Genomic DNA, 23,171 nt, shown 5'->3' with positions numbered 1-23,171 from the left:
TGGTCGGGTGTTGACCTCGGCGCATGTGACTGGGCCGGTCGGGTCGGTGGTGCGGGTGTTCAGCCCGCTGCGACCCGAGGTGGTCGTGGAGGGTGTCGTCGCCTGGGCTGGGGCACCCGAGGGCTGCGATGACGCGGCGGTGGTGTCCATCCCGCCGATGTCCGTTGCGGCGCAGGGGTGGCAGCGGTTTGGACGTCTGGTGACCGAGCGCGCGGGTCTGCCGTGCACGACCTGGGGGTTACCCGATGGAGTGCAGCGGGAAGGCAGGCCCGCGGAGGCTCGGCAAGCGACTGGTCGGATCAACCCGGGCGACCGGATGGTGAGCGAGCAGTACACGATCACCCTGGACGGGCACCCGTATGCGAGTGTTCCGTCGGGGTCGCCGTGGGCGGGGATGTCCGGTGCCCCGGTGTTCAGCGCGGGCCTACTCATCGCAGTGGTGGCCGCGGACCCTGCGTACGCCCAGCATGGCGAGCTTCTAGCCGTCCCCTCGTATGTCCTGTGGGCCGATCCGGGCTTCCGTGTCGCGCTGGACGCGGACTCCGGTGGCGTTCAGGCGCGGCTGGATCCGGTCGAGGTGTCAACCATGGCGACGGCGCCTAGTGGGGAGATCGCGACACCGTCGGCGTTGTTGTTGGCCCGCAACGAGGTCGCACCGTGGCGTCCCCGCACCGACCTACTCGCCGACATGCGCGCGTGGGTGGATGAGTCTGGGCCTGGGGTGTGGTTGGAGTACGGCCCGGCTGGTCAGGGCAAGACCCGCCTGGCCGCGCAACTCGCTCACGAGCTTGCGCCACGGTGGTCGATGTTCTGGCCCTCACCGGATGCCCCGCCCGCCGAGTTGGCGGGCGTGGTCGCGGACTTGGTCTCGCCGATGGTGATCGTGCTGGACTACGCCGAGGGCCGCCGCGGCCAGGTCGGCGCGGTCCTGTCCGCACTTCCCAGGGGGCAGCGGGTGAAGGTGTTGCTGCTGGCCCGCACCCGTGGGCCCTGGTTGGACGACCTCGCGGCCAGTGGCGACCTGGTGGCCGACCGACTCGCCGCCGCGGTCGAACATGAGCTCGGTGGACTACCTGAACCGGACCCCGCCGTAGCGGCGGATACCGCCTACCGACAGGCAGTCGATGCCTACGCCGCCGGACTCGCTCTGGTCCGCGGGTATGAACACCATCCGTGGACCGCTATCGCCGCGACGATCGGCGACCGGGGGGACGGCGAGGTTGGCAGCGCACACCCGTTGACGCTGCAGATGATCGCGTTGGCTGATCTCCTCGATACCGCGATGCCCGAACGAACCGGCAAGGCATCGACCGTGGAGGACCGGGTCCTCAACCACGAACGCCGCTACTGGAAGTCGATCGTGGCCACCCGACCCGCGCTGGCGGTGTTCACTGATCTCATCGATGACGTTGTGGCCGCGACCCTGCTGAGCGCCCCGACCACCGCGGTTGACGCCGAGCGGGTGATCCGTGACGGAATCCCCGCACTGGCCGACCAACCCACCAACATCCTCGCCAACTTCCGGGCTGTTCTCGCCGCACTGTTCCCAGCCGACACGGAGGATCGGGTGTTCGACACGCTGCAACCCGATCGGCTCGCCGAACACTTCGCCGCCAACCACCTGCTCAAAGGCCGGGACCTCACCGCACGACTGGCGAAGACCGCCTCACCCGAGCAGGCCACGCGGCTGCTGACCGTGCTGACCCGGGCCACAGTCCACCACCCGGACCGACACCACCTGGCCGAACACGTCACCGGTCTGATCACCACGACACCCCACACTCTCGCCACGGCCGCACTCACCCTCACCACCAGCACCGAACAACCCGAATCCCTACTCAACGCGCTCCACGACATCGTCGCCGCACCCTCCACACCCGTAGACCTGCTGCATCACCTCGCCGACGAACTCCCCCACATCAGCCACCGACTCGCCGATCTCGCCGCCGAACTCACCCAACGACTCGTTGACCACCACCGTCAACTCGCCACCGATCACCCCGACACATCCCTGCCGGACCTCGCGATGAGCCTGAACACCCTGTCGAATCACCTGGGGGGTCTGGGGCGGCGGGAGGAGGCGCTGGCCGCGATCACCGAAGCGGTCACCACCTGCCGTCAACTCGCCGCGGACCGCCCGGACGCGTTCCTGCCCGACCTCGCGATGAGCCTGAACAACCTGTCGGTCGATCTGGGGGATCTGGGGCGGCGGGAGGAGGCGCTGGCCGCGATCACCGAAGCGGTCACCATGCGGCGTCAACTCGCCGCGAACTGCCCGGACGCGTTCCTGCCGGACCTCGCGATGAGCCTGAGCAACCTGTCGAATCACCTGGGGGATCTGGGGCGGCGGGAGGAGGCGCTGGCCGCGATCACCGAAGCGGTCACCATGCGGCGTCAACTCGCCGCGAACTGCCCGGACGCGTTCCTGCCGGACCTCGCCACGAGCCTGAGCAACCTGTCGAATCACCTGGGGGATCTGGGGCGGCGGGAGGAGGCGCTGGCCGCGATCACCGAAGCGGTCACCATGCGGCGTCAACTCGCCGCGGACCGCCCGGACGCGTTCCTGCCCGACCTCGCCACGAGCCTGAACAACCTGTCGAACCACCTGGGGGATCTGGGGCGGCGGGAAGAGGCGCTGGCCGCGATCACCGAAGCGGTCACCATGCGGCGTCAACTCGCCGCGGACCGCCCGGACGCGTTCCTGCCCAACCTTGCGACGAGCCTGAACAACCTGTCGAACCACCTGGGGGGTCTGGGTCGGCGGGAAGAGGCGCTGGCCGCGATCACCGAAGCGATCACCACCTACCGTCAACTCGCCTCGGACCGCCCGGACGCGTTCCTGCCCGACCTCGCCACGAGCCTGAACAACCTGTCAAACCACCTGGGGGACATGGGGCGGCGGGAGGAGGCGCTGGTCGCGATCACCGAAGCGGTCACCACCTGCCGTCAACTCGCCGTGGACCGCCCGGACGCGTTCCTCCCGGACCTCGCGATGAGCCTGAACAACCTGTCGATCCGTCTGGGGGGTCTGGGTCGGCGGGAAGAGGCGCTGGCCCCGATCACCGAAGCGATCACCATGCGGCGTCAACTTGCCGTGGACCGCCCGGACGCGTTCCTGCCCGACCTCGCGGCGAGCCTGAACAACCTGTCGGTCCGTCTGGGGGATCTGGGGCGGCGGGAGGACGCGCTGGCCGCGATCACCGACGCGGTCTCCATCCGGCGTCAACTTGCCGTGGACCGCCCGGACGCGTTCCTGCCCGACCTCGCGATGAGCCTGAACAACCTGTCGGTCGATCTGGGGGGTCTGGGGCGGCGGGAGGAGGCGCTGGCCGCGATCACCGAAGCCGTCACCACCTGCCGTCAACTCGCCTCGGACCGCCCGGACGCGTTCCTGCCGGACCTCGCCACGAGCCTGAGCAACCTGTCGAATCACCTGGGGGATCTGGGGCGGCGGGAGGAGGCGCTGGCCGCGATCACCGAAGCGGTCACCATGCGGCGTCAACTCGCCGCGGACCGCCCGGACGCGTTCCTGCCCGACCTCGCGACGAGCCTGAACAACCTGTCGAACCACCTGGGGGATCTGGGGCGGCGGGAGGAGGCGCTGACCGCGATCACCGAAGCGATCACCATCGGGCGTCAACTCGCCGCGAAGCATCCAGCGGTTCATCAACCTGAACTGGACCGATCGCTGGCTGTACGCGAATGGCTGCAAAAGATGTGACGCTCTGCGGAAGGCGCTTCAGGCGCTGGTACGCACGCTCATCGGCAGAACAGGACGTTCGCGTCATGGCACTTTGCGGGAGCCGACCGGGGTGATCCCGATGGCCGACCCATGTCCGCGGAAAGCGCGGACCGGGTCGGCCGTCCTTGTTCTGGAGGCGACCCCCAGACCCCCCACGGTGCGATCGGTGACTGTTCCAGCCATGCGGAAGTCAGCGAGTCTGAGGGTCGTTCGCTGTCATGGGCGCATCGCTGGACCGCGCCCTGTTCGAGGCGACAACACCATCCGCCGCAGAGGACATCGAGAAACGCGCACACGCCGGGATCGACACGTTCCTCCGCGCCTACCGATAGCGAAGGCCCTGTCATCGGCGCGTCTGAACAAGGAGGAAGCGATGCGGAGTGAGGCCATGGGGCAGCTGGATGTCCTGGTCGGATCGTGGCGGACGACAATGCGGAACGCGTGGTTCCTGGAGCCCGCCGACCAGGAGGTAGCAGGTTCGGCGACGGGCGAGTGGCTCCGCGACGCGTTTGTGGTCTTTCGCTGGACGATGGAGGGCGATGTCGGAAAAGCCACGAGTGAGATGGTCTTGGTTCTCGGTCGCAGCGACGCGCAGGACGCCTACACAGCCCTCTACCACGACGAACGAGGTGTCAGCCGGGTCTTCGCCATGACCTTCGACGGCTCGCAGTGGACCCTGAGTCGCGAGGACCCCGACATGTTCCAGCGGTTCATCGCCGACGTCGGGCCCGACCGGATCACTGGCCGCTGGGAGGCGTCCGAGGATCAGGGATCGAGCTGGCGCAAGGACTTCGACCTCATCTTCGAGCGGGCGTAGCAGCGCTGGGTGCGTCTCCCACCGCGGCGGTCATCTTGTCAGCCGAAGCTGTCGTGGTCGGCCAGGACTTCGCCGATCACACGTTGGTTGATGGCGGCCCGTTCGTGGTCGTTGTCGATGCACGCGGCAAGAGTCAGCAGGGCCTTCCACAGCGCCCAGCCCCGAGCGCGTGCCCAGGTGCCCTTGTCCAGGTCGACCACTTCTCGGAATGCCTGCCTGCCTGCACCGGAGAACATCGTCCAGGCGATCACCAGGTCGCAGGCCGGGTCGCCGACACCACACGTGCCGAAGTCGATGACGGCCCTCAGCTTTCCCGCTGCGACCAGGAGGTTTCCGGAGGCGATGTCGCCGTGGAACCACACCGGCGCCTCAGTGCGCTCGGTGGCCAGGGCGTCCTCCCAGACAACGGCGGCCCGAGCTGTGTCGACGTGGCCGGTGAGTGCGTTCAGGCAACGCCGGGTCTCCTCGTCATAGTGGGCAGGCGAGGCACCCCGGTGCCAGCTGTGCGCCCCGGCGAGCGGGCCATCGGTGGTGTCGCAGCGCTGGAGGACGCGAAGAAACTCGGCCACCGAGATCGCGAACTGCGACATGTCGTCGATGCGTGTCCGATCGGCCGTCTGGCCAGGTACCCAACCGCGCACGGACCACGGGAAGGGATATCCCTCGCCGGGGACGCCCTCAGCCAGGATGACGGGGATTGTGATCGGCAGTGCGGGCGCGAGCCGGGGCAACCAGTGGTTCTCCTTCGCCACAGCCGGGACGTAACCGGCGGCGGTGGGCAGCCGCACCGTCATGTCGTCTCCGAGGCGGTAGGTCCGGTTGTCCCAGCCGTCAACTTCGACCGGGGTCACCGCCAGGTTGCTCCACTGCGGAAACTGGGCGGCGATCAGACGCTTCACGAGAGCCGCATCGATTCCAGCGCGGCCGTCCGCAGGAGCTGAACCCATGCCGCGATCATCGCGTTCCGACCTCGCTTACGACATCGAGTTATCCGCCGGACAAGGAGCCGGCTGGCTTACGTGAATTGAGGCCGGGTGGCCGAGGGCTCTCACAGCTGCCGGACGCGCAGTACGCCGGTCAGCATCGGGAGCGTGAACTCGGCGCTGGTGGTCTCCGGTCGGCTCGCGAGGAAAGCGCGTATCCGGCCGAGGGTGGCCACTTGTTCCTGTTCCGGCATGACCAGCACCCCAGCGCGCGTCGCGATTGTCGCGACGAGGGAGTCAGCGGTGCGACGCTGCCCGTGTGGGAACTCGGCCTGCTCCGGCGAGCCGAACCGGGCGACGAGGCCGCCGTCGGGAACGTGCAGGCCTGCTGTCGCGGTGCGCCAGCTGCTGAGCGTGTCACGCGGGCCGATGGCCGCGCTTCCGCTGACCCGCTCGAGTTCGGCAACCCAGTCGACCCGGTCGTCCATGACGTTCCACAAGCCGGCCAGGATGCCGCCAGGCGCCAGGACCCTGGCTATCTCGGGCCCCGCGACGGCCAGGTCGAACCAGTGCAGGGCGTTCCCGGCCAGCACGGCATCCACGGACGCGTCCGGCAGCGGTATCGCCTCGGCATTACCCGGCAGGGCACGGATAGCAGGCAGCGCGCGTCGCAGCTCGGTCAGCATCGCCGGGTCGGGCTCGACCGCGATGACGTCGGCGCCCAGCGCGACCAGCGTGCCAGTCAGCTTGCCGGTTCCGGCCCCGAGGTCGAGCACTCGCGGGCCGGGCGCGGGCTCCAACGCCCACCGCACCGCGTCCGGCGCGTAGTCCGGGCGGTGCTCGGCGTAGGCGACCGCCGCCACGCCGAACGAGGAGGCATGACGTAGCCGCGCGTCCTGTTCCATACGGTCGACGCTACTGATCCGCGAGTACAGCCGTGATGAGATCAGCGGCCCGATCAACGCCGTGCCCAGTTCATCACTGAATCGCCGATCAATATCGGAATCGTTGGATTGGGCTTCCAGCCGGGCTGTGAGAAGAGCGGTGTTGTTGTCGGACGGTCAAGCGCCGGCGGTGGTTCGTGGTCAGTTGACCAGCTCCGTCGGTCGACAGGAGGGATCACCGAGATCCGTCGCTGGTAGCCGACGGGTTCACCAACTGGGAGATCGCAGGCCAACTGGGGATCGCGCAGCGCGCCGTCGACACCCACGTCCGGGGCATCCCGACCAAGTCGGATTTCACGAGGCGAGCCCAGATCGCCACACGCGTCGCCGACCGCCGCCCGGACTCCGATGAGGACTCGAGGCCGCGGCGCGAGGCCTCGCACACCGACTCAGGCGCTGGGCACGATCTCCGCTCCGCGCAGGACGAGTAGGTCCACGACGAAGCAGGCGGGCTCGCCATCGACCGTGCGCCCGAGCCAGGTCGGGTATGCGCCGTCGCCCCAGCCGGAGGTGAACTGGAGGAGACCCGCGCCGGTCGCCGGGTCGATGATCTCGGCGGGCAGGTCCGCGATCCCATCCCAGTCGGACACCGCCTGCTCGGACAGCTCCGCCAGCGCGGGGCCTGCGGCGACGTCGAAGAAACACGCCATGCCGCTGTCGACACCAAAACCGTGGAACTCGCCGTCACCGAGCATGAGCGGGTCGGCGGACGCGGTCAGCGCGGGCTCCCAGGACGCGACCGGCGCGTCGACCACGGTCAGCCGCGCCGCCGCGACCCTGGTGTGGTCGGGCTGGTCGACGAACCGGATCACCGCCAGGTCCACCGGGTAATTGCCGGGTGCGAGGACGGTCATGAACGGCTTCACCCCGTCGAGCCAACCCGGATCGGCTGCCGCCAGTTGCCCGGACACCAGCCGTGTTACCCCAGCGCGATGGACGTCCGTGATCACGGTGCTATCGCTGTCCGGCAGTGCATAGCGCACGCCGGGCGTGAAGAACGCGGCTGGATCGCCGGGAGGCAGGGGAACCGGCGGCCGCCACGGTGGCGCCGTTGCCGGATCTACGACCGCATCGACCTGCCGCACGCCGACCGGGCCGAGGCCGAACAGGCTCGACCACTCGCCGAACGGCGGGACCGGAACCACGAGCGTGGCGGGGTCGCCCTGGGCTTGTGTCGCCCGCATCCCGCCACCGTCGCCGTTCGGGGCGACCTCATGCTCCACCCGGCCGGAGCGGCAGTTCCGGATGTGTTCCTGGCCCGCGCGCCGGTCGAACTCGGCCTGCTCCGCCGAGTGGTAGGTCCAAAGCCGGACGTCGGTGACGAACAACCCTCCCTCCGGGATCAGCCGGCACTCCGTGTCGTGCACGCGCCTGCCCTGCTCATCGAATCGCCACGCGCGCACGTACCGCTGCGCTCCCGCCCATTCGACCAGGGCCAGCGCACGGTCGCCGACCGCCGCCACGGCGGCCACCGCGAACTGATCTCCCGCTACGTGGCGACGCCGCGCCTCCTCGACACCGATGCGTCCTACGAGCGCCCTTGCGCCCGGGTCGTACCCCTCGCAGTAGACGAGGTCCACAGTGATCTCTTCAGGCATGACACCGACGGTAACAACATGACACGACAGTTCAATTTCGGCTCAGAGGGTGAGGACGACCTTGCCGCGGGCGTGGCCTTCCTCGATGTAGCGAATGGCATTCGCGGCCTCGCCCAAGGGATATGAGCGGTCGATGACCGCGGTGAGGTCGCCCGCCTCGATGTGTGCGGCCAGCACGTCAAGGTCGGCGCTGGTCTCCTTGGAGATGAAGCCGCGCAGGCGTTGGCCGACGAACGGGGACAGCAGGGCCGCGCGCAGGGAGCGGCCGATGCCGCCGGTCCACTTGCCTGCCGCTTCGCCGCCGACGATGACCAGTGTTCCCTTGGGCTTGAGGACGGGCCGCAGGCGCGACAGCGGGCGGTTGCCCGCGATGTCGAGGATGAGGTCGTAGCGGCGGGGGCCTTCGGTGAAGTCCTCGCGGGTGTAGTCGATGACGTGGTCGGCGCCGATCGAGCGGACCAGGTCGGTCTTCGTGGTGCTGCAGACGCCGGTCACCTCGGCGCCGAAGGCCTTGGCCAGCTGCACGGCGAACGTGCCCACTCCGCCTGCCGCGCCGATCACCAGAACATGGTGTCCCGCCTTGACTTCACCCGCGTCGCGCAGGACCTGCAGCGCGGTCCAGCCGGAGATGGGGACCGCGGCCGCCTGGTCGAAGGTGAGGCTCGCGGGTTTGAGCGCCAGACGGTCCTCGCGGGCGGTCGCGTACTCGGCGAAGGAGCCCTCGCAGGCGCCGAAGACCTCGTCGCCCGGCTTGAGCCGGGTGACGTTCTTGCCGACCGCCTCGACCCGACCGGCGACGTCCCGTCCGCGGGTGGGCACCTTCGGCTTGCGTAAGCCGAAGCCGAGAATCCTGAGCAGATAAGGCATCCCGGTCATCAGGTGCCACACGCCCGGGTCGACACCGGCGGCGCGCACGGCGAGGAGCACCTCGTTGTCACCCGCCACCGGACGGTCGATGTCGCGCAGTGCCAACACATCCGCTGAGCCGTAGGTGTCCTGAACGATCGCCTTCATGGCGTTTCTCCTTCTGGGTACTGGAACACGTCGTCGAGCGGGACGCCGAACACCTTGGCGATCTGGAAAGCCATCTCAAGGGACGGCGAGTAGCGGCTCTGTTCGATGGCGATGACGGTCTGGCGGGTGACGCCGACGCGCTTGGCCAGCTCGGCCTGCGTCATCTCCCCGTGCGCGAAGCGCAGGGCGCGGATCGCGTTGGTGACCTTGGTCGACTTCACCATGTCTGGAAACCCTGGCGGTAGGCGGCGAGCTTGGCCATGGACCCGAGGATCGCGGACAGCACGAACCCGAGCTGGATCGCGTTGGCGATCCAGAAGTGGTTCCACTCGGCCATCGACATGACCAGCGCGGCCACCGCGCCGATGACAACGAACGACGTGCCGATGTGGTCGCCGAACCGGGCGATCTCGCGGTCGCGCTGGTCCTTCTGGTCGGCACCGTCACGCGACGCCGTCGAGACGACGATGTTCAGCACGATCGTCGCCAGGATCGCGCCGCCGATGGTCCACAGCATCGTCGATATGTAGGGCACGTCGGCGAGTGGAATGTCGCCCGCCCGCCCGAGAACGGTGGTCAGGTAGACCGCGTACGCGGCGACCGTGACCACCAGCATGATCCACGCGCGTTTCTCTTCGAACGCCACAGCAGCTCCCGATGTAAAGCAAAGTTGACATGAATGAACGTAAAGCAGAACTGACTCCATGTCAAAATTTCTTTACTTCGATCCGGTTCACTCGCCCCTGGCCGGGTGGGTCAGCCGGACGTATGCTCGCGCGGTCGGGGCCCATTGTCGGGATGCCCGGGAGCTGCCATGAGACGTCTCGCGTTCGTTCTTTCGACTATCGCGCTGCTGGTCGGCGCCGCGCCGGCCGCCCTGGCCGACGCGCCGGTCCGGGTGCGGGTGCTGACCTGTTCGGACGGCACGACGTTCACCGGCGAGCAGGTCCGCTTCGGCGCCGGCGCGCCTCCCCGGACCTGGCAGAACGTCGTCACCGGCGAGGACCCGGTCGCGTTCGTCTTCTTCGCCTCCGCCGTCACCGCGCCCGACGGGACCGTGGTCGAGAACGTGACCTGGGACCACAGCCAGGGGGTCGACCGAAACCGTGACCTGGTGACATGCGGGTTCGTCATCCCCGAAGGTCCGTTCACCGGCTACGCGGCCGATTTCGTCGGCTACTTCATCGGGGCGTGAGCCCTACTCGCAGCCGACTCCGTCCTTGTCGTGGTCCAGGCCGTAGATGTCGCTGCCGATGACCTGGACCGGTCCGCGCACATAGGCCGGGCCGTTGCCGCTGCCGCCCGCGCAGTCCACGTCGGAGGAGACGGGGACGCAGCCGGAGTAGTTCTTGTCGCAGGTGCTCGCCGCGGTCGTGGGCGCGGGCTTGGGCGGTGCGGGCGCGACGGTCGTGGTGCGCCGGGTCGTGGTGACCGGCGCCTTCGTCGGAGCCGGAACCGGAGGCGGCGGGGGAGCGGCCTCGGTGGTGACCGGGGGAGGAGTCGTAGTAGTCGTCGAGGTGGTGGTCGTCGTCGTTGTCGTTGTGGTGCTTGAGGTTGTGGTCGTGGTGAGCACCGTGTCGCTCGCCGTGGGGGCGTCCTCGCCGCTGCCCGCGATGACGGCGATGAGGGTGATCACGCCGAGGACGCCGCCGACGACCCACCCCACGCCGTGGTTCGACTTGGCCTTGTTCGGCATGGGAGCGCGCATCGGCGGAACGGCGGGAGACGCCGGATCGAGCGGGCGCGTCGGCGCGACCGGGACCCGCGGCGTGGTGCGGGTTGTCGGGGCCAGTGGGACGCCGTCGGTGTGGCGCGGGAGGTGGAGCTCCAGTTCGATGCCACGCTTGCCGAGGTGGACCAGGGCTTCGCAGCCGGGGCGCGCGCCGCGCGCGGACACGGACCGCAGGAACGGCGCGTACCGCTGCGACATCGCGTAGGTCAGCTCGCCGACGCGCGAGCCGTCCAGTCGCACCTCGATGGCCTGGTGGCCTTGGTACTTCCCGGATCCGATGGTGCACCAGGCCAGCTCGACTGCGACCCGCCGCGGCACGTCGCCGTGCACCGGGTAGCGCGCAAGGATGTGCTGGTGGTGTTCCTCGCGGGTGACGGTCACGGGCACGGCGGGCTCGAACATGTGCAGGCCTGCCGACGAGTTCTCGATCAAAGCGGTCGCCTCTTCGGGCCGAAGGTGCGCGCGGACAGGCCGCGCCTCGTGGTGTGCGCCGGGGGCGCCCCCGCCTGCCCTTGCTTCGCGGTCAGGGCAACGAATCCGTGCCCGGCCGACGGTTGTTCATCGGTCAACGAACCGATTCGTTACGGTCAGTCCGTGAATGGACACTGACCGATGCGCGACACGAGGAATCGGGATGGAGTCGGGATGCGGATTGTGGTCACCACGACCGGAACGGCCGAGGACGCCGACCGGCTGGCCGACGGTGTGGTCGGGGAGCGACTCGCGGCCTGCGTGCAGATCGTCGGGCCGGTGCGCAGTGTGTACCGCTGGGAGGGTGCGGTCCAGCACGACCAGGAATGGCAGTGCTGGATCAAGACCGCGGCCGACCGCGTCGACGCGCTCACCGAGTGGATCAAGGCCCACCATCCGTACGACGTTCCCGAAGTAGTCACCCTGCCGGTGCTCGGAGGCAGCGCCGACTACCTGTCCTGGGTCGCCGCCGAGACCCGTCCGGGATGACCGAAACGGCCGGGCCTCCTTGGCGGAGGCCCGGCCGTCCTGGTGCGGCTGCGTTATCGGGGCTTCGGGAGCCAGACCGTCCAGTCGTACCAGTCGGTGCCCGGTGCCGGTGCGGGAGCCGGAGCGGGCGCGGGTGCGGGGGCAGGCGCCGGAGCGGGAGCCGGGGCTGGTGCGGGGGCAGGCGCCGGTGCCGGTGCGGGAGTCGGGGCTGGTGCGGGAGCCGGTGCGGGGGCGGGCGCCGGTGCGGGGGCAGGTCCCGGGGCGGGCGCGGGTGCGGGAGCCGGGGCACCGGGGACGCCGGGCGCCGGTGCGGGGGCAGGCGGCGGGGCTGGGAGCTGGGGGTTGGGGAGTCCACCGCCCGGCGTGCCGGGGACCGGGGGGCTGATCGGCAGCTGCGGGCTGCCCGGGTTCTGCGTCGCCGCCACGGGGGACGGGGCGGGCAGCGCCAGGACGCCGGGGTCGGACTTGCGGGAGTCGGGCTTCGCCGGGACCTGCGGAATCGCGGTGACCCCGTTGGCGTACGTGGCGGCCCAGGTCAGCACTGTGTTGACGTACTCCTGGGAGTGGTTGTACCGGAAGACGGCCTTCGCGGCCTGGCTCGGGTCGGACAGGTCCATCCCGCCCGAACAGAGGTAGCGGCCCGCGGACACCGCCGCGTCGTAGACGTTGTGGGGGTCGGCGAGACCGTCGCCGGTGGCGTCGGCGCCGTAGCGCGCCCAGGTCGCCGGGATGAACTGCATCGGGCCGACGGCCCGGTCCCAGGTCCGGTCGCCGTCGTGGGCGCCGCCGTCGGTGTCGCGGATCGCGGCGAATCCGTTGCCGTTCAACGCCGGTCCGAGAATGGGGGAGACCGTCTTGCCGTCGCTGTCGACCTGTCCGCCGCGGGCGTGGCCGGACTCGATCCGCCCGATGCTCGCCAGCAGCGACCACGTCATGCGGCAGCCCAGCTGCGTGGTCGACAGCAGCGACTCGGCGCGCAGGTACGCGCGAAGCACGCTCTCGGGGACTGCGGCGCCACCGACGGGCAGGGCGGCGAGGACGTCGAGCGGCACGACGGGCGCGGTGGGCGCGGCGGTCGTTGACGAGGGCAGCTTGCCGTTGACGGCGTACTCCTCGTCGGCCGCGAACGGGCCGACCGGCGTGACCGGCGCGATGTCACCGGACTTCCCGGCATCCTTTGTGGACAGTGGGGAGGTGCCGTCACTCGCGACCATGGCCAGCAGGACGGCCAGCGGGGTCGCCGCGGTCGCCAGTCCGGCCATCCGGTGTGGCCGCCGCGGCTTGCGCTGCTTCGCGGTCGTCACGGCTGGGGGCTTGCGATGCCTCGCCATCGAACACACCTTCCACGACGCCCGGTGACACCTGTCACCTGTGGGTAAGGAGACAGTGCCCGATGGCGAAGGGAAAATCACGAGGACTTGTCGCGCCCCCTGAATAGTTGGCGCTTGGGGAACAGGCCCTGGACCCGTGACTGTCGCGGACTGACAAAACTGGGCTAAGGCCGAATTTTCTCCGTCATGACCAGTTCACCCGACCGGAACCCGCGTGCGCACTTCACGACCGACAATGTGGACGTCTTGAGCACTGGGTGCTCCCCGGTGAGGCTGCCGACCAGCAGCTCGAGGTCCGGGTTGTGGCCGATCACGAGCACGGTCCTCACGTCGTCGAGTGAGCCCAGCAGGTCCAAAATCGCCTCGGCGCCCTCGCCGTAGAGCTGCTCCTCGAACCGGGCTTCCGGGACCGCGGGCAGCTCGGCGGAGACCAGGTCCCACGTCTGGCGCGTCCGGGTCGCGGGTGAGACCAGGGCGAGGTCGATGTCCGGGATGTGCTCGGCGAGCCAGCGGCCCACGGCGGGCGCGTCCGTCCGGCCGCGGTCGGCCAGTGGCCTGCGGTAGTCGGGCACACCCTCCGGCCATGCGGACTTCGCGTGTCGCAGGATCACCAGGCGCGGCATCGAGCCTCCTCGTCGTCTGGTCCTATCGAACCAGTCGGACTAGCGGGAGGGTGCGACCGCCCCGGTGGCGCCCTTCCTCATCCTCAGACCTGGCAGGGATTGTCCGTGTCCTGCTGGGGGTTCCGCGAGTGGCTCGCGTCACGTATGGTTCGGCGAAAGTGAAGTTGATTCACATACGCGGGAGTAGACGGATGCGGGCCACTCGCCGATCGATCATCGCCACCACGCTGGCAGCCCTCGCCGGAGCCCTCCTCGTCGGCGGGCTGCCCACCGCGCAGGCCGAACCGACGACTTACCTGGTCGGGCGGGGTATCTCCGACGTCACCGGGCCGGCGGCCGAGAACGGCATGATGGGGTACTCGAAGTTCGACCAGAAGACCACGGGCATCCACCAGCGCCAGCGCTCCCGCGCGTTCATCACCGTTGACCAGGCCACCGGCAAGCGCGTCGCCTACGTGAATGCCGACCTCGGCATGATCTTCCGCGCGGTCCAGGAAGGCGTGCTGGGCAAGCTGAAGTCCCGCTACGGCGACCTCTACACCCAGCAGAACGTCCTGCTCTCAGCCACCCACACGCACGCCGGGCCGGGTGGCTACTCGCACAACCTGGCGTACAACCTCGCCATCCTGGGCTTCCAGAAGCAGACCTTCGACGCGACTGTCGACGGCATCGTGGAGTCGGTGGTCGAGGCGCACGACGACCTCAAGCCCGGGACCATCAGCATCGGCCGAGGCGAGCTGACGAACGCGAGCGTGAACCGGTCGCGGGTGGCGTTCGAACAGAACCCGGAGTCGGACAAGGCCCAGTTCCCCAACGCGATCGACCCGTCGATGACGGTGCTGCGGTTCAAGCAGGGCGCGGCGGACGTCGGCGCGATCAGCTGGTTCGCCACCCACAACACGTCGATGACGAACATGAACACGCTGATCAGCGTGGACAACAAGGGGTACGCGGCTTATCAGTGGGAGCACGACCAGAAGGGCGTGCGGTACCTGGACAACCGCCCCGGCTTCGTCGCCGCGTTCCCCAACACCAACGCGGGCGACATGTCGCCGAACCTGAACCTGCGGCCCGGCTCCGGCCCCACCGAGGACGAGTTCGAGAACACCCGCATCATCGGCGAACGCCAGAACACCAAGGCGAACGAGATCTTCGACGGCCCGCAGACCCCGGTCAGCGGCGGAATCGACTACCGCATGCGGTTCGTCGACATGTCCGCGGTGCCGGTCGATGCCCGCTACACCACCCACGGCCGGCCCAGCCGCACCTGCCCCGGCGTGGTCGGCGCGTCGACCCTCGCGGGCAGCATCGAGGACGGGCCGGGGCTGCCCTTGGTCAGCGAGGGCATGGTCAACCCGATCGCCGCGCTGCTGGAACCGCTGGACGTCGAGGTCCCGCAGTGGGTCAAGGACTGCCAGTACCCGAAGGCGACCGCCGTCCCCACGGGCCTGGTGGAGGCGACACCGAATGTGCTGCCGCTGCAGATCGTGAAGCTGGGGCAGTTCCACCTGATCGCCGTGCCCGCGGAGGTCACCGTCGTCTCCGGGCTGCGGATGCGGCGCACGGTCGCCGAGGAGTTGGGTGTGCCGCTGGAGAACGTGCTGATCCAGGGCTACGCCAACGACTACAGCCAGTACGTGACAACGCCGGAGGAGTACGACAAGCAGCAGTACGAGGGCGGCTCCACCCTGTTCGGCCGCGACACTCTTCCCGCCTACCAGCAGGAGTTCGCCAAGCTCGCCCAGTCCCTCCGTTCCGCCGCGGCGTTGTCTCCGGGCGCCACCCCGACGAAGCCGCTCCTCGCCGAACTGAACCTGCAGACCGGTGTGGTGTTCGACGACAAGGGACTGTTCCAGAGCTTCGGGCAGGTGCTGACCGAGCCCGCGGCGGCCTACGAGCGCGGGCAGACCGTGACCACGAAGTTCGTGACCGGCCACCCGAAGAACAACCTCCGCCGCAACGGCACGTACCTGGAGGTCCAGCGCGAGACCGGCGGCCAGTGGAAACGAACCGCCGACGACGGCGACTGGTCGACCCGGTACCACTGGGCACGAGTCGGCCTGGCGAACTCGGAGGCGACGATCACTTGGACGATCCCGCCGAACACGCCGCCGGGGCGCTACCGGATCGTCCACCACGGTGACTGGAAGAGCGGCTGGACCGGCGAGATCACCCCGTTCACGGGCGCTTCGCGAACGTTCACGGTGAACTGAGCAGCAGGTCAGCGCGGGTTCGGGCCGGTCAGAGGGGGAGCGGCCGGGACCGCGGGCCGCGCCAGTTGCTGCGACTTCCAGAACTCCCGGGCGACCACCACGACCACCACCGTGTCCAACACCGCGAACACCGCCAAGCCCACCGAAGCCGTGCGCACCGCGCGGATGGCTTCGTAGGCGACGAGGGTGCTCAAGACCAGGCACGCCAACGGGTACACGCGGACCGCGCGCCGGTGCAGGGCGTAGGCCAAGGCGAGTTTCACGACGCCGTGCAGGAGCAGAAACACCACCGCGAACGTGCGGCCGCCCTCGGCCGCGCGGGTCAGGTCGTCGGCGATGGCGCCGCTGTGGTCGCCCAGCAGGTCGCGGCTGACGACCGCGTTGGCGATGCCGCTGATCACCGCGGGCGGCACCGCGGCCAGCAGCAGCGCACCCAGCACCTGCATGGCCCCGTCGAGGCTCTTGGCCAGCACGGCCAGGCTGAACAGGGCGGACCTGGTTCGCGTCACCCCATCAGCATGCCGTCGGTCGCGCTCTTGTGTCAGCTCAATCGACCCTTTGCTCAAGCACTTGCCCCGGCCAGTCGCCCACGGTGAACGTGCCCGACGGGGTGAACCCGTTGCGCGCGTAGTACTCGACCAGCCGACCGCCGCCGCCCGCCCAGCAGTCGACGCGCAGCAGGCCGATGCCGAGGGCGCGGGTCCGCGCGCGGACGAAGTCGAGCAGGTCGGAGCCGATGCCGCGGCCCGCGAGCCTGCGGGAGGTGATCAGGAACCGGATGTAGATCTCCGGCTCGTCGACCGGCGGAATCCACTCCGGGGGTTCGCCCAGCACCAAAGCGCCCGCGGGCACGCCGTCGGCCTCGGCCATCCACAGCAGCCCGCTCTCGGCCATCGACCGCACCCGCGCCACCCGCTCGGGCTGCGCCGACCACGGCTCGCTGCCCCACTGTTCGCTCTGGCCGCGCTCGACCATCCACGCCACCGCCTCGTCGAGGAAGGCGAGCATGGTGTCGGCGTCGGCGGGACCGCCGGGTCGGATCACCGCGACTCCTTTCGCTGGATGCTGTGCCGCGTCGGGGGAGCGGTCGTCGGGTCCTCGGGCCAGCGGTGCTTCGGATACCGCCCCCGCAGCTCCGCGCGCACCTGCGGGTAGCCGGTCGTCCAGAACCCGGCGAGGTCCCCCGTCACCGCGGTCGGCCTGCCCGCGGGCGACAGCAGCCGCAGGACGACGGGGACCCGCCCGTCGATCACCGTCGGGCTCTCGGTCCAGCCGAACACCTCCTGCACCTTCACCGGAAGCGCGGGCTGGTCGCCGCTGTAGTCGACCCGGACCTTCGAGCCCGACGGCACCTCGATCCGTTCCGGCACCAGCTCCTCCAGCCGGGTCGCCGCGGGCCAAGGCAGCAGGGTCCGCAGCGCGGCGGTCATGTCGATGCGACGCAGGTCGGCGCGGTTGCGGGCGTTGCCGATCCAGGTCTCGGCGGCGGCGAGCAGGGCGTTGTCGTCCACCGCGGGCCACGGGTCACCCAGCGTCCGACGCAGCAGGTCGAGCCGGGATCGCAACGCCAGGGCGCGGTCGTCGAAGCGCACCAGGCTGAGCCCCTGTTTGCGCAGCCCGTCCTGAATCGCGGCGCGCACGTCCTGCGCGGGCGGGTTCGCCAGCGGCCGCTCGTGCAGCACGATCGCGCCCAGGCGGCGGACCCGGCGTACCACCACGTCGTCGGCCCACACCACCTCGTCCACAGTGGACACCAACGCCGGTGCCGCGGTGACCGCGAGTTCCTCGTCGGCCCGTGCGGCGAGCCGGACGCGGCCGTGCGCGCTGCCCGGCACCCGGTCCGCCACCGCGACGGCGAGCCACTCCGGGTCGCCGAGCCCGCTGCCGGGCGGCAACTCGACGGCCGTGCCGCCCGCCATCAGGTACACGGCCGAGTCCTTGCCCCGCCTGCGGGCCAGCCGCTCGGGATGCGCGAGGGCGATGATCAGCGCCGGGTCCACCCGGCCGGACGACTTGCCCTCCACCAGCCGCGCGAGTCTGCCCGCTTCGCGGCGCCAGCGCTGCGACTTCGGTGTGCCGTCCCGAAGTGCGCGCAGACTGCTGTCCAGGTCGGTGCCGGCGGCGAGCGTGTCGTCGTCGAGCACGGCCACCACCTCGGCGGTCTCCCGCGCGCCGAACTGGGCCGCGCCGTCCAGCAGCGCTCGCGCGATCCGCGGGTGCAGGCCGAGCCGGGCGATCGACGTGCCGCGGGGCGTGACGGTCTCCCCGTCCAAGGCGCCCAACGCGCGCAACGTCTCCTGCGCCGCCGCCAGCGGACCCACCGGCGGCGCGTCCCACCAGCGCAGACCGCTCCCGTCCGGCGTGCCCCAACACGCGAGCTCCAAGGCCAGCCGGGTCAGGTCGGCGTTGCGGATCTCCGGCTCCGGGTAGCGCGGCAGCGTCGCGTGCTCGTGTTCCGGCCAGCACCGGTACACCCGCCCGGGCGCCTCACGGCCCGCCCGCCCGGCCCGCTGGTCGGCCACCGCCGCGGACACCCGCACCGTGATCAGACCCGCCATCCCGCGCCGGTGGTCCACCCGCGACACCCGGGACTGACCGGCGTCGACCACCACGCGCACCCCGGGGACCGTCAGACTCGACTCCGCGACCGCCGTCGACAGCACGACGCGGCGCCGCGGACCCGGCTTGAGGGCCGCGTCCTGTTCGGCGGTGGCCAGCCTGCCGTGCAGCGGGAGGACGTCCGCGTCGATGCCCGCGAGCGCGCCCGCGACCCGGCGGATCTCCGCCGCGCCGGGCAGGAACACCAGCACGTCACCATCCACTTCGGACAACGCCGTGCGGACCGCCCGCGCCACACACGCCTCGACGCGCTCCCCGCGCAGCGGCGGCATATACCGGTAGTCCACGGGAAACGTGCGCGCGTCCACCCGGATGATTGGGGCGTCACCGAGCAGCGCCGCCAGCTTCTCCTCGGCGACCGTCGCGCTCGTCGCCAGCAGCCGCAGGTCCGGCCGCAGCCCGTCGCGCGCGTCGAGCAGCAGCGCCAAGAGCAGGTCGGCGTCCAAGTGGCGCTCGTGGCACTCGTCGAGCAGCACGGTGTCCACACCGGACAGTTCGGGGTCGGACTGCAGGCGCCGCACCAGAAGCCCCGAGGTGACGACCTCGATCCGGGTGTCCTTCGACGTCTTCCGGTCGCCGCGGACCGCGTAGCCCACCGTGCGCCCCACCGGCTCACCCAGCAGGGCCGCCATCCGCGCGGCGGCGGCCCGCGCGGCCAGCCTGCGCGGCTCGGCGACGACCACCGTGCCGCCCGACTCGGCCAGGGCGAGCGGCACCAGGGTCGTCTTGCCGGTCCCCGGCGGCGCGACAAGCACCGCCGTGCCGTGAAGATCAACCAATCGGGTGATCTCCGGCAGGGCGGCGCGCACGGGCAGGTCCGGCAGCGTGGCCATACGCCCAGCTTCTCAGGTTGCACTCAGCGTGCGCAGGTAGCCTCCGCACTGTGACCAAGGCGTCCGCTCTGGACGGTATCGGCACTTTGCTCCGACTCGGGCTCGCCGCGGTGTGGCTGGTCTCCGGCTGGATCAAGGTCAGTGATCCCAACCAGACCTTCATCGCGGTTCAGGCCTACGACCTGCTGCCCAGCGCAATGGTGAGTGTCGTCGCCGCGGCGATGCCGTTCCTCGAGCTCGCGCTCGGCGTGCTGCTGCTCGTCGGGCTCGGCACGCGGCTGTCGGCGGCGCTGTCGATGCTGGTGCTGCTGGCGTTCATCGCCGCCGTGGCGCAGTCGTGGGCGCGTGGACTGAGCATCGACTGCGGCTGCTTCGGCGGTGGCGGTCCGGTGGCCGAGGGGCAGACGAAGTACCCGCAGGAGATCGCCCGGGACATCGGTTTCCTGGCGTTGGCGGTGTGGCTGGCGATCCGGCCCAGGACGTGGTTCTCCGTCGACGGCCGGTTCGGCGCGCGGAGCAGTGTGGAAGAGACGAGTTAGGAAGGTCGGACAGGTGGGTGGAGCGGAGCGCAGCGCTCGCAAGCGCAAGCAGCAGGGGACCGCCCCGGCGGCGGGCGCCAAGGCGGTAGCGGCGGCGAGAAGCGGCGGCGGCGACCGGAACAAGATCATCCTCGCGGTCGTGGCCGTGCTGGTCATCGCGGGCGCGGTCATCGGCGGGGTGATCTACACGAACAACCAGAAGAACGCCACCAAGGACAAGGCGATCGCCGTCCAGACGGTCCAGCTCGACGTCCCGGTGAAGCGGGCAGGCGGTGTCGTGGAGGTCGGCAAGGACGGGGCCAAGGCGACCCTCGACATCTACGAGGACTTCCTCTGCCCGGCGTGCGCGTCGTTCGAGGAGGCCTTCGGGCCCAAAATCGAGGAAAAGGTCAAGGACGGCACCCTCAAGGTCCGCTTCCACCTGCTCAACCTGCTGAACAACAGGTCCGACCCGGAGGGCTACTCCACCGACTCGGCCAACGCCGCGCTGCTCGCCGCCGACGAGGGCAAGTTCCTCTCGTTCCACAAGAGCCTGTTCAAAGACCAGCCCGCCGAGGGCGCCCGCGGGTGGACCAAGGACCAGCTGATCGAACTGGGCAAAGCCGTGGGCGTCACCTCGCAGGCGTTCGTCGACGGCGTCCGCTCGGGCAAGTACGACTCGCTGGTCAGCGAGGAGTACCAGAAGGCGCGCGCCGACGAGGCCCTGCAGCAGGAGTTCAACGGTCAGAAGGGTTTCGGCACCCCGACCATGGCCTCCGGCGGCAAGGCGATCGACACCGAAGACCCGAACTGGCTGACAAAGCTGACCGGCTGACCTAGCCCATCCCAGGCAGCGGCGCGTCGCCCTCGGTCCAGCGGACCAGGCGGCGCGCCTTGCCCGTCTCGGTGCGCGGCACGCTGCCCGGCTTGAGAACGCGGACGTCACACCCGATCCCCAGCCGCTCCCGCAGCGCCGCACCCAGATCAGCGCCCAGCGTCGACTCGGCCGACTCGACCATGGGCTCCACCGCGACCCGCAGCTCCGGCCGCGCGGCCTGGCGCCGGTCTTCGATGATCAGGTAGTGCGGGCTGACCCGGTCGTCGGCGAGCAGGACGGCCTCCACCTCGGTGGGGAAGACGTTGACCCCGCGCACGACCAACATGTCGTCGGTCCGGCCGAGAAGCTTCGACATCCGGCGCAGCGTCCTGGGGGAGTCCTTGACCGGCCCGGCCAGGGTGGCGACGTCACCGGTCCGGTAGCGCAGCAGCGGCATCCCGGTTTTGGTAAGCGTGGTGAACACCAACTCGCCCGGCGTCCCGTCCGGCACCGGGTTGCCGTCGCCGTCGAGGCACTCGACGAAGAAATGGTCCTCGGCGACGTTCAACATCCCCCCGGAATCCAGCGACTCAGCCGCCACACCCGGCCCGATGATCTCCGAAAGCCCATAGATGTCGAGCGCACGGATCCCCAGCAGGCGCTCGATCTGGACCCGCATCTCGTTCGTCCAGGGCTCCGCACCGTGCACGCCGACCCTGAGGCTCGTCGGCTCCACACCGGCGGCCACCATGGCCTCCCCGAGGTGGATCGCGTAGGAGGGGGTGCAGGTCAGGACGTCGGGGCGCAGGTCCTGGATCAGCCGGATCTGCCGGTCGGTCATCCCACCGGACACGGGCACGACCGTCGCGCCGAGCCGAATGCCGCCGTGGTGCACCCCGATACCCCCGGTGAACAACCCATACCCGTAGGCGTTGTGCACCACGCTGCGCCGGGTGGCGCCCGCGCCGCCCAGCGCCCGAGCCATCACGTCAGCCCAGATGCCCAGGTCAGCGGCGGTATAGGGGATCAGCGTGGGGCGGCCGCCGGTGCCCGAGGACCCGTGGACGCAGACGATCTCCTCGGCCTCCACCGCCCGCAACCCGTGCGGGTAGTGCTCCCAGAGGTCCCGCTTGCGCACGGTCGGCAACCTGGGCAGATCGTCGAGCCCGACCTCGGCCCCACCGCGCACCCCACAGTCCCGCAGCCGCTGGGCCTGCACACCACCCGCGGCCAGGAGCCGGTCGACCAGGTCCCCGAGCCGCCGCTGTTGCAGCTCCCGTCGACGGTCGAGGGTCATGCCTTCGGCATCTGCGTCCACCATAGGGACGACGCTGTCCAGTACGGTCACGATCACCGGTCTAACATCCCGGCCGCCCTGTGGGAAGACCCCCGATTTCAACCGGGGGAAACCTGTGGGGTAATCTGTTCACACACGCCAGGGAGCCCCCTCCCGAACGTGACTGACCTGGGGCTGTGGCGCAGCTGGTAGCGCATCACACTGGCAGTGTGAGGGTCAGGGGTTCGAGTCCCCTCAGCTCCACAAGTGAATTGCTTTCAAGTTCGCCCGCTGACCTGTGAGAACAGGACCGGCGGGCGATCTTGTTTGTGCATCCCAAGTGGACGGTGGTGCACCTAAGTGGAGCAAAACTGGAGCACCGTCATGATCGGTGCGAAATAGGGTCACGGTTCTGCTCCAGGAGCTGGTCGCCGTCCGGGTGATGTTTCGGTAGGGATCTTCGGGCGGTCGCAGACCAGGGTGGGGTCGTGCCGGGTGGTGTTTGCGCACCGCACCCTGGTTCGTGCCGCAGCCAGCGTTCACAGCGGTGTCGCCGATAGATTATTCGGGGCTCGGTATCGAAATGTGCCGTCCGGCAGATGCCAAAGGCTACTGGCCCTGACCGGAAACTGGCGGAGGCACGTTCTACCAACTCGATGGCGCGACCGTCGCGGCCGGGCAGGGCGGTCGATGGAGGCCGCGCGATCGCTACCGACCGCGCGCTCCAGTGGATGGTCGAAGGTGTACTGATGTGTCACGCCAATTGAACGCTGGTGGGCGGGGACGCGTCCCTGCCCACCAGCCTGAGCGGCGCCAATCCTCCCATGTGGGTTCGGTGGAACCAAAGCTGTTCGCGAGTTGGCCCGACGCCCGCCAGCGCGGCGGCATGACCACGGAGCACGCCTGGCGCGCTGGATCCGCTGCACCGGGCGAGCCGGCTGACACGTGTGCCATGGGGGGTCTGGTCATCCCGCGAGGACCCGGCGGTCAGGGGTCTCGCCGCCGAGCTCAAAGCGCAGACCGTGTCGATGGGTGCGGGCGGCGCCGAGCTGGTCTACCGGCGCCAGGTGCTTCCGGAAGTGCTCACGTTCCTCGGCAAGGACGACCTACGAGTCGGCGACGGGGTATTGACACGGACGCTGACGACGAAGAGGTCGGATCTATAAGGGCAACGATTTCGAAGAGACGCTTGCAACTCGGACCCGACACGG

The 23,171-nt window shown here is 69.8% G+C and carries 22 protein-coding genes and 1 tRNA gene; 10 read left to right on the top strand and 13 right to left on the bottom strand.

Features of this window, described 5'->3' with window-relative positions; genetic code table 11:
* Positions 1-25 precede the first annotated feature (25 nt).
* Together ACUZ2Y_RS14010 and ACUZ2Y_RS14005 are read left to right on the top strand one after the other, a co-directional pair.
* The gene (locus ACUZ2Y_RS14010) at positions 26-3,721 is read left to right on the top strand and encodes a tetratricopeptide repeat protein (RefSeq protein WP_476330955.1); all 3,696 of its coding nucleotides are present in this window, start codon (positions 26-28) and stop codon (positions 3,719-3,721) included.
* Positions 3,722-4,115: 394 nt separating this feature from the next.
* A complete protein-coding gene (locus tag ACUZ2Y_RS14005) occupies positions 4,116-4,559 on the top strand; it encodes a hypothetical protein (RefSeq protein WP_476330952.1) in 444 nt (147 codons plus the stop codon).
* 38 nt (positions 4,560-4,597) lie between these two features.
* Here ACUZ2Y_RS14005 and ACUZ2Y_RS14000 read toward each other — a convergent pair whose 3' ends face one another.
* Both ACUZ2Y_RS14000 and ACUZ2Y_RS13995 read right to left on the bottom strand, forming a co-directional pair.
* Positions 4,598-5,458: an aminoglycoside phosphotransferase family protein gene (locus ACUZ2Y_RS14000; protein WP_476330949.1), complete on the bottom strand. Its 861-nt coding sequence runs from the start codon at positions 5,456-5,458 to the stop codon at positions 4,598-4,600.
* Positions 5,459-5,607: 149 nt separating this feature from the next.
* Positions 5,608-6,387 (bottom strand): class I SAM-dependent methyltransferase, encoded by a 780-nt coding sequence (locus ACUZ2Y_RS13995; protein WP_476330946.1) that lies wholly within the window; start codon positions 6,385-6,387, stop codon positions 5,608-5,610.
* Positions 6,388-6,617: 230 nt separating this feature from the next.
* Here ACUZ2Y_RS13995 and ACUZ2Y_RS13990 point away from each other — a divergent pair, with 230 nt between their 5' ends.
* The gene (locus ACUZ2Y_RS13990) at positions 6,618-6,857 is read left to right on the top strand and encodes a helix-turn-helix domain-containing protein (protein WP_476331794.1); all 240 of its coding nucleotides are present in this window, start codon (positions 6,618-6,620) and stop codon (positions 6,855-6,857) included.
* On the opposite strand, the gene ACUZ2Y_RS13985 is transcribed toward ACUZ2Y_RS13990, so the two are convergent.
* Genes ACUZ2Y_RS13985 through ACUZ2Y_RS13970 form a run of 4 tightly spaced genes read right to left on the bottom strand, consistent with a single transcriptional unit; the run spans position 6,816 to position 9,684 of the window.
* The gene (locus tag ACUZ2Y_RS13985; protein WP_476330943.1) at positions 6,816-8,024 is read right to left on the bottom strand and encodes a DUF4241 domain-containing protein; all 1,209 of its coding nucleotides are present in this window, start codon (positions 8,022-8,024) and stop codon (positions 6,816-6,818) included. The genes ACUZ2Y_RS13990 and ACUZ2Y_RS13985 overlap by 42 nt on opposite strands.
* A 42-nt stretch (positions 8,025-8,066) precedes the next feature.
* Positions 8,067-9,038 carry an NAD(P)-dependent alcohol dehydrogenase gene (locus tag ACUZ2Y_RS13980; protein ID WP_476330940.1) on the bottom strand — a complete coding sequence of 324 codons (972 nt, stop codon included), beginning with the start codon at positions 9,036-9,038 and terminating at the stop codon, positions 8,067-8,069.
* A complete protein-coding gene (locus ACUZ2Y_RS13975) occupies positions 9,035-9,262 on the bottom strand; it encodes a helix-turn-helix transcriptional regulator (protein ID WP_476330937.1) in 228 nt (75 codons plus the stop codon). Before ACUZ2Y_RS13975 ends, ACUZ2Y_RS13980 begins: the two co-directional genes overlap by 4 nt.
* On the bottom strand, positions 9,256-9,684 hold the full coding sequence (locus tag ACUZ2Y_RS13970) for a hypothetical protein (RefSeq protein WP_476330934.1): 429 nt from the start codon (positions 9,682-9,684) through the stop codon (positions 9,256-9,258). The genes ACUZ2Y_RS13975 and ACUZ2Y_RS13970 overlap by 7 nt, the downstream gene beginning before the upstream one ends.
* Positions 9,685-9,852: 168 nt before the next feature.
* Here ACUZ2Y_RS13970 and ACUZ2Y_RS13965 point away from each other — a divergent pair, with 168 nt between their 5' ends.
* The gene (locus tag ACUZ2Y_RS13965; protein WP_476330931.1) at positions 9,853-10,233 is read left to right on the top strand and encodes a hypothetical protein; all 381 of its coding nucleotides are present in this window, start codon (positions 9,853-9,855) and stop codon (positions 10,231-10,233) included.
* A 3-nt stretch (positions 10,234-10,236) separates the two neighbouring features.
* Here the strand turns inward: ACUZ2Y_RS13965 and ACUZ2Y_RS13960 are convergent, their stop codons facing one another.
* Positions 10,237-11,202, bottom strand: a complete 966-nt coding sequence (locus ACUZ2Y_RS13960; RefSeq protein ID WP_476330928.1) for a hypothetical protein — start codon at positions 11,200-11,202, stop codon at positions 10,237-10,239.
* Between the two features lie 213 nt (positions 11,203-11,415).
* Between ACUZ2Y_RS13960 and cutA the strand changes: the two genes are divergently transcribed.
* Positions 11,416-11,730, top strand: coding sequence for a divalent-cation tolerance protein CutA (cutA, locus tag ACUZ2Y_RS13955; RefSeq protein ID WP_476330925.1), 315 nt, complete (start codon positions 11,416-11,418; stop codon positions 11,728-11,730).
* 53 nt (positions 11,731-11,783) lie between these two features.
* Here the strand turns inward: cutA and ACUZ2Y_RS13950 are convergent, their stop codons facing one another.
* Entirely contained in the window at positions 11,784-13,061 is a 1,278-nt protein-coding gene (locus ACUZ2Y_RS13950; RefSeq protein ID WP_476330922.1) for a lytic transglycosylase domain-containing protein, read from the bottom strand.
* Positions 13,062-13,225: 164 nt separating this feature from the next.
* Positions 13,226-13,684, bottom strand: a complete 459-nt coding sequence (locus ACUZ2Y_RS13945; protein ID WP_476330919.1) for a SixA phosphatase family protein — start codon at positions 13,682-13,684, stop codon at positions 13,226-13,228.
* Positions 13,685-13,875: 191 nt separating this feature from the next.
* Between ACUZ2Y_RS13945 and ACUZ2Y_RS13940 the strand changes: the two genes are divergently transcribed.
* A complete protein-coding gene (locus ACUZ2Y_RS13940) occupies positions 13,876-15,897 on the top strand; it encodes a neutral/alkaline ceramidase (RefSeq protein ID WP_476330916.1) in 2,022 nt (673 codons plus the stop codon).
* Positions 15,898-15,905: 8 nt separating this feature from the next.
* Here ACUZ2Y_RS13940 and ACUZ2Y_RS13935 read toward each other — a convergent pair whose 3' ends face one another.
* From ACUZ2Y_RS13935 to hrpB, 3 genes are read right to left on the bottom strand one after another with little or no spacing between them, the layout of a single operon-like run.
* Positions 15,906-16,406, bottom strand: a complete 501-nt coding sequence (locus tag ACUZ2Y_RS13935; protein WP_476330913.1) for a DUF2127 domain-containing protein — start codon at positions 16,404-16,406, stop codon at positions 15,906-15,908.
* Between the two features lie 37 nt (positions 16,407-16,443).
* On the bottom strand, positions 16,444-16,905 hold the full coding sequence (locus ACUZ2Y_RS13930) for a GNAT family N-acetyltransferase (protein WP_476331791.1): 462 nt from the start codon (positions 16,903-16,905) through the stop codon (positions 16,444-16,446).
* A 32-nt stretch (positions 16,906-16,937) separates the two neighbouring features.
* A complete protein-coding gene (gene hrpB, locus ACUZ2Y_RS13925) occupies positions 16,938-19,349 on the bottom strand; it encodes an ATP-dependent helicase HrpB (protein ID WP_476330910.1) in 2,412 nt (803 codons plus the stop codon).
* Positions 19,350-19,426: 77 nt separating this feature from the next.
* Between hrpB and ACUZ2Y_RS13920 the strand changes: the two genes are divergently transcribed.
* Both ACUZ2Y_RS13920 and ACUZ2Y_RS13915 read left to right on the top strand, forming a co-directional pair.
* Positions 19,427-19,888 (top strand): MauE/DoxX family redox-associated membrane protein, encoded by a 462-nt coding sequence (locus ACUZ2Y_RS13920; protein WP_476331788.1) that lies wholly within the window; start codon positions 19,427-19,429, stop codon positions 19,886-19,888.
* Positions 19,889-19,901: 13 nt separating this feature from the next.
* Positions 19,902-20,702 (top strand): DsbA family protein, encoded by an 801-nt coding sequence (locus tag ACUZ2Y_RS13915; protein WP_476330907.1) that lies wholly within the window; start codon positions 19,902-19,904, stop codon positions 20,700-20,702.
* A gap of 1 nt (position 20,703) precedes the next feature.
* Here ACUZ2Y_RS13915 and ACUZ2Y_RS13910 read toward each other — a convergent pair whose 3' ends face one another.
* A complete protein-coding gene (locus tag ACUZ2Y_RS13910) occupies positions 20,704-22,005 on the bottom strand; it encodes a phenylacetate--CoA ligase family protein (RefSeq protein ID WP_476330904.1) in 1,302 nt (433 codons plus the stop codon).
* A gap of 146 nt (positions 22,006-22,151) precedes the next feature.
* Here ACUZ2Y_RS13910 and ACUZ2Y_RS13905 point away from each other — a divergent pair.
* Together ACUZ2Y_RS13905 and ACUZ2Y_RS13900 are read left to right on the top strand one after the other, a co-directional pair.
* A tRNA-Ala gene (locus ACUZ2Y_RS13905) sits at positions 22,152-22,224 on the top strand.
* 683 nt (positions 22,225-22,907) lie between these two features.
* Entirely contained in the window at positions 22,908-23,126 is a 219-nt protein-coding gene (locus ACUZ2Y_RS13900; protein WP_476330902.1) for a hypothetical protein, read from the top strand.
* The last annotated feature ends 45 nt before the right edge of the window (positions 23,127-23,171 follow it).

It is taken from the genome of Actinokineospora sp. UV203, from assembly GCF_056323665.1.
This window is presented reverse-complemented; position numbering and strand designations above follow the sequence as displayed.

What these genes read in the sequence shown, in the direction of transcription:
- hrpB (WP_476330910.1), bottom strand. Translation starts at nt 19,349, where the DNA reads ATGGCCACGCTGCCGGACCTGCCCGTGCGCGCCGCCCTGCCGGAGATC.
- ACUZ2Y_RS13985 (WP_476330943.1), bottom strand. Translation starts at nt 8,024, where the DNA reads ATGCCTGAAGAGATCACTGTGGACCTCGTCTACTGCGAGGGGTACGAC.
- ACUZ2Y_RS13930 (WP_476331791.1), bottom strand. Translation starts at nt 16,905, where the DNA reads ATGCTCGCCTTCCTCGACGAGGCGGTGGCGTGGATGGTCGAGCGCGGC.
- ACUZ2Y_RS13950 (WP_476330922.1), bottom strand. Translation starts at nt 13,061, where the DNA reads ATGGCGAGGCATCGCAAGCCCCCAGCCGTGACGACCGCGAAGCAGCGC.
- ACUZ2Y_RS13940 (WP_476330916.1), top strand. Translation starts at nt 13,876, where the DNA reads ATGCGGGCCACTCGCCGATCGATCATCGCCACCACGCTGGCAGCCCTC.
- ACUZ2Y_RS14005 (WP_476330952.1), top strand. Translation starts at nt 4,116, where the DNA reads ATGCGGAGTGAGGCCATGGGGCAGCTGGATGTCCTGGTCGGATCGTGG.
- ACUZ2Y_RS13995 (WP_476330946.1), bottom strand. Translation starts at nt 6,387, where the DNA reads ATGGAACAGGACGCGCGGCTACGTCATGCCTCCTCGTTCGGCGTGGCG.
- ACUZ2Y_RS13945 (WP_476330919.1), bottom strand. Translation starts at nt 13,684, where the DNA reads ATGCCGCGCCTGGTGATCCTGCGACACGCGAAGTCCGCATGGCCGGAG.
- cutA (WP_476330925.1), top strand. Translation starts at nt 11,416, where the DNA reads ATGCGGATTGTGGTCACCACGACCGGAACGGCCGAGGACGCCGACCGG.
- ACUZ2Y_RS13980 (WP_476330940.1), bottom strand. Translation starts at nt 9,038, where the DNA reads ATGAAGGCGATCGTTCAGGACACCTACGGCTCAGCGGATGTGTTGGCA.
- ACUZ2Y_RS13910 (WP_476330904.1), bottom strand. Translation starts at nt 22,005, where the DNA reads ATGGTGGACGCAGATGCCGAAGGCATGACCCTCGACCGTCGACGGGAG.
- ACUZ2Y_RS13965 (WP_476330931.1), top strand. Translation starts at nt 9,853, where the DNA reads ATGAGACGTCTCGCGTTCGTTCTTTCGACTATCGCGCTGCTGGTCGGC.
- ACUZ2Y_RS13975 (WP_476330937.1), bottom strand. Translation starts at nt 9,262, where the DNA reads ATGGTGAAGTCGACCAAGGTCACCAACGCGATCCGCGCCCTGCGCTTC.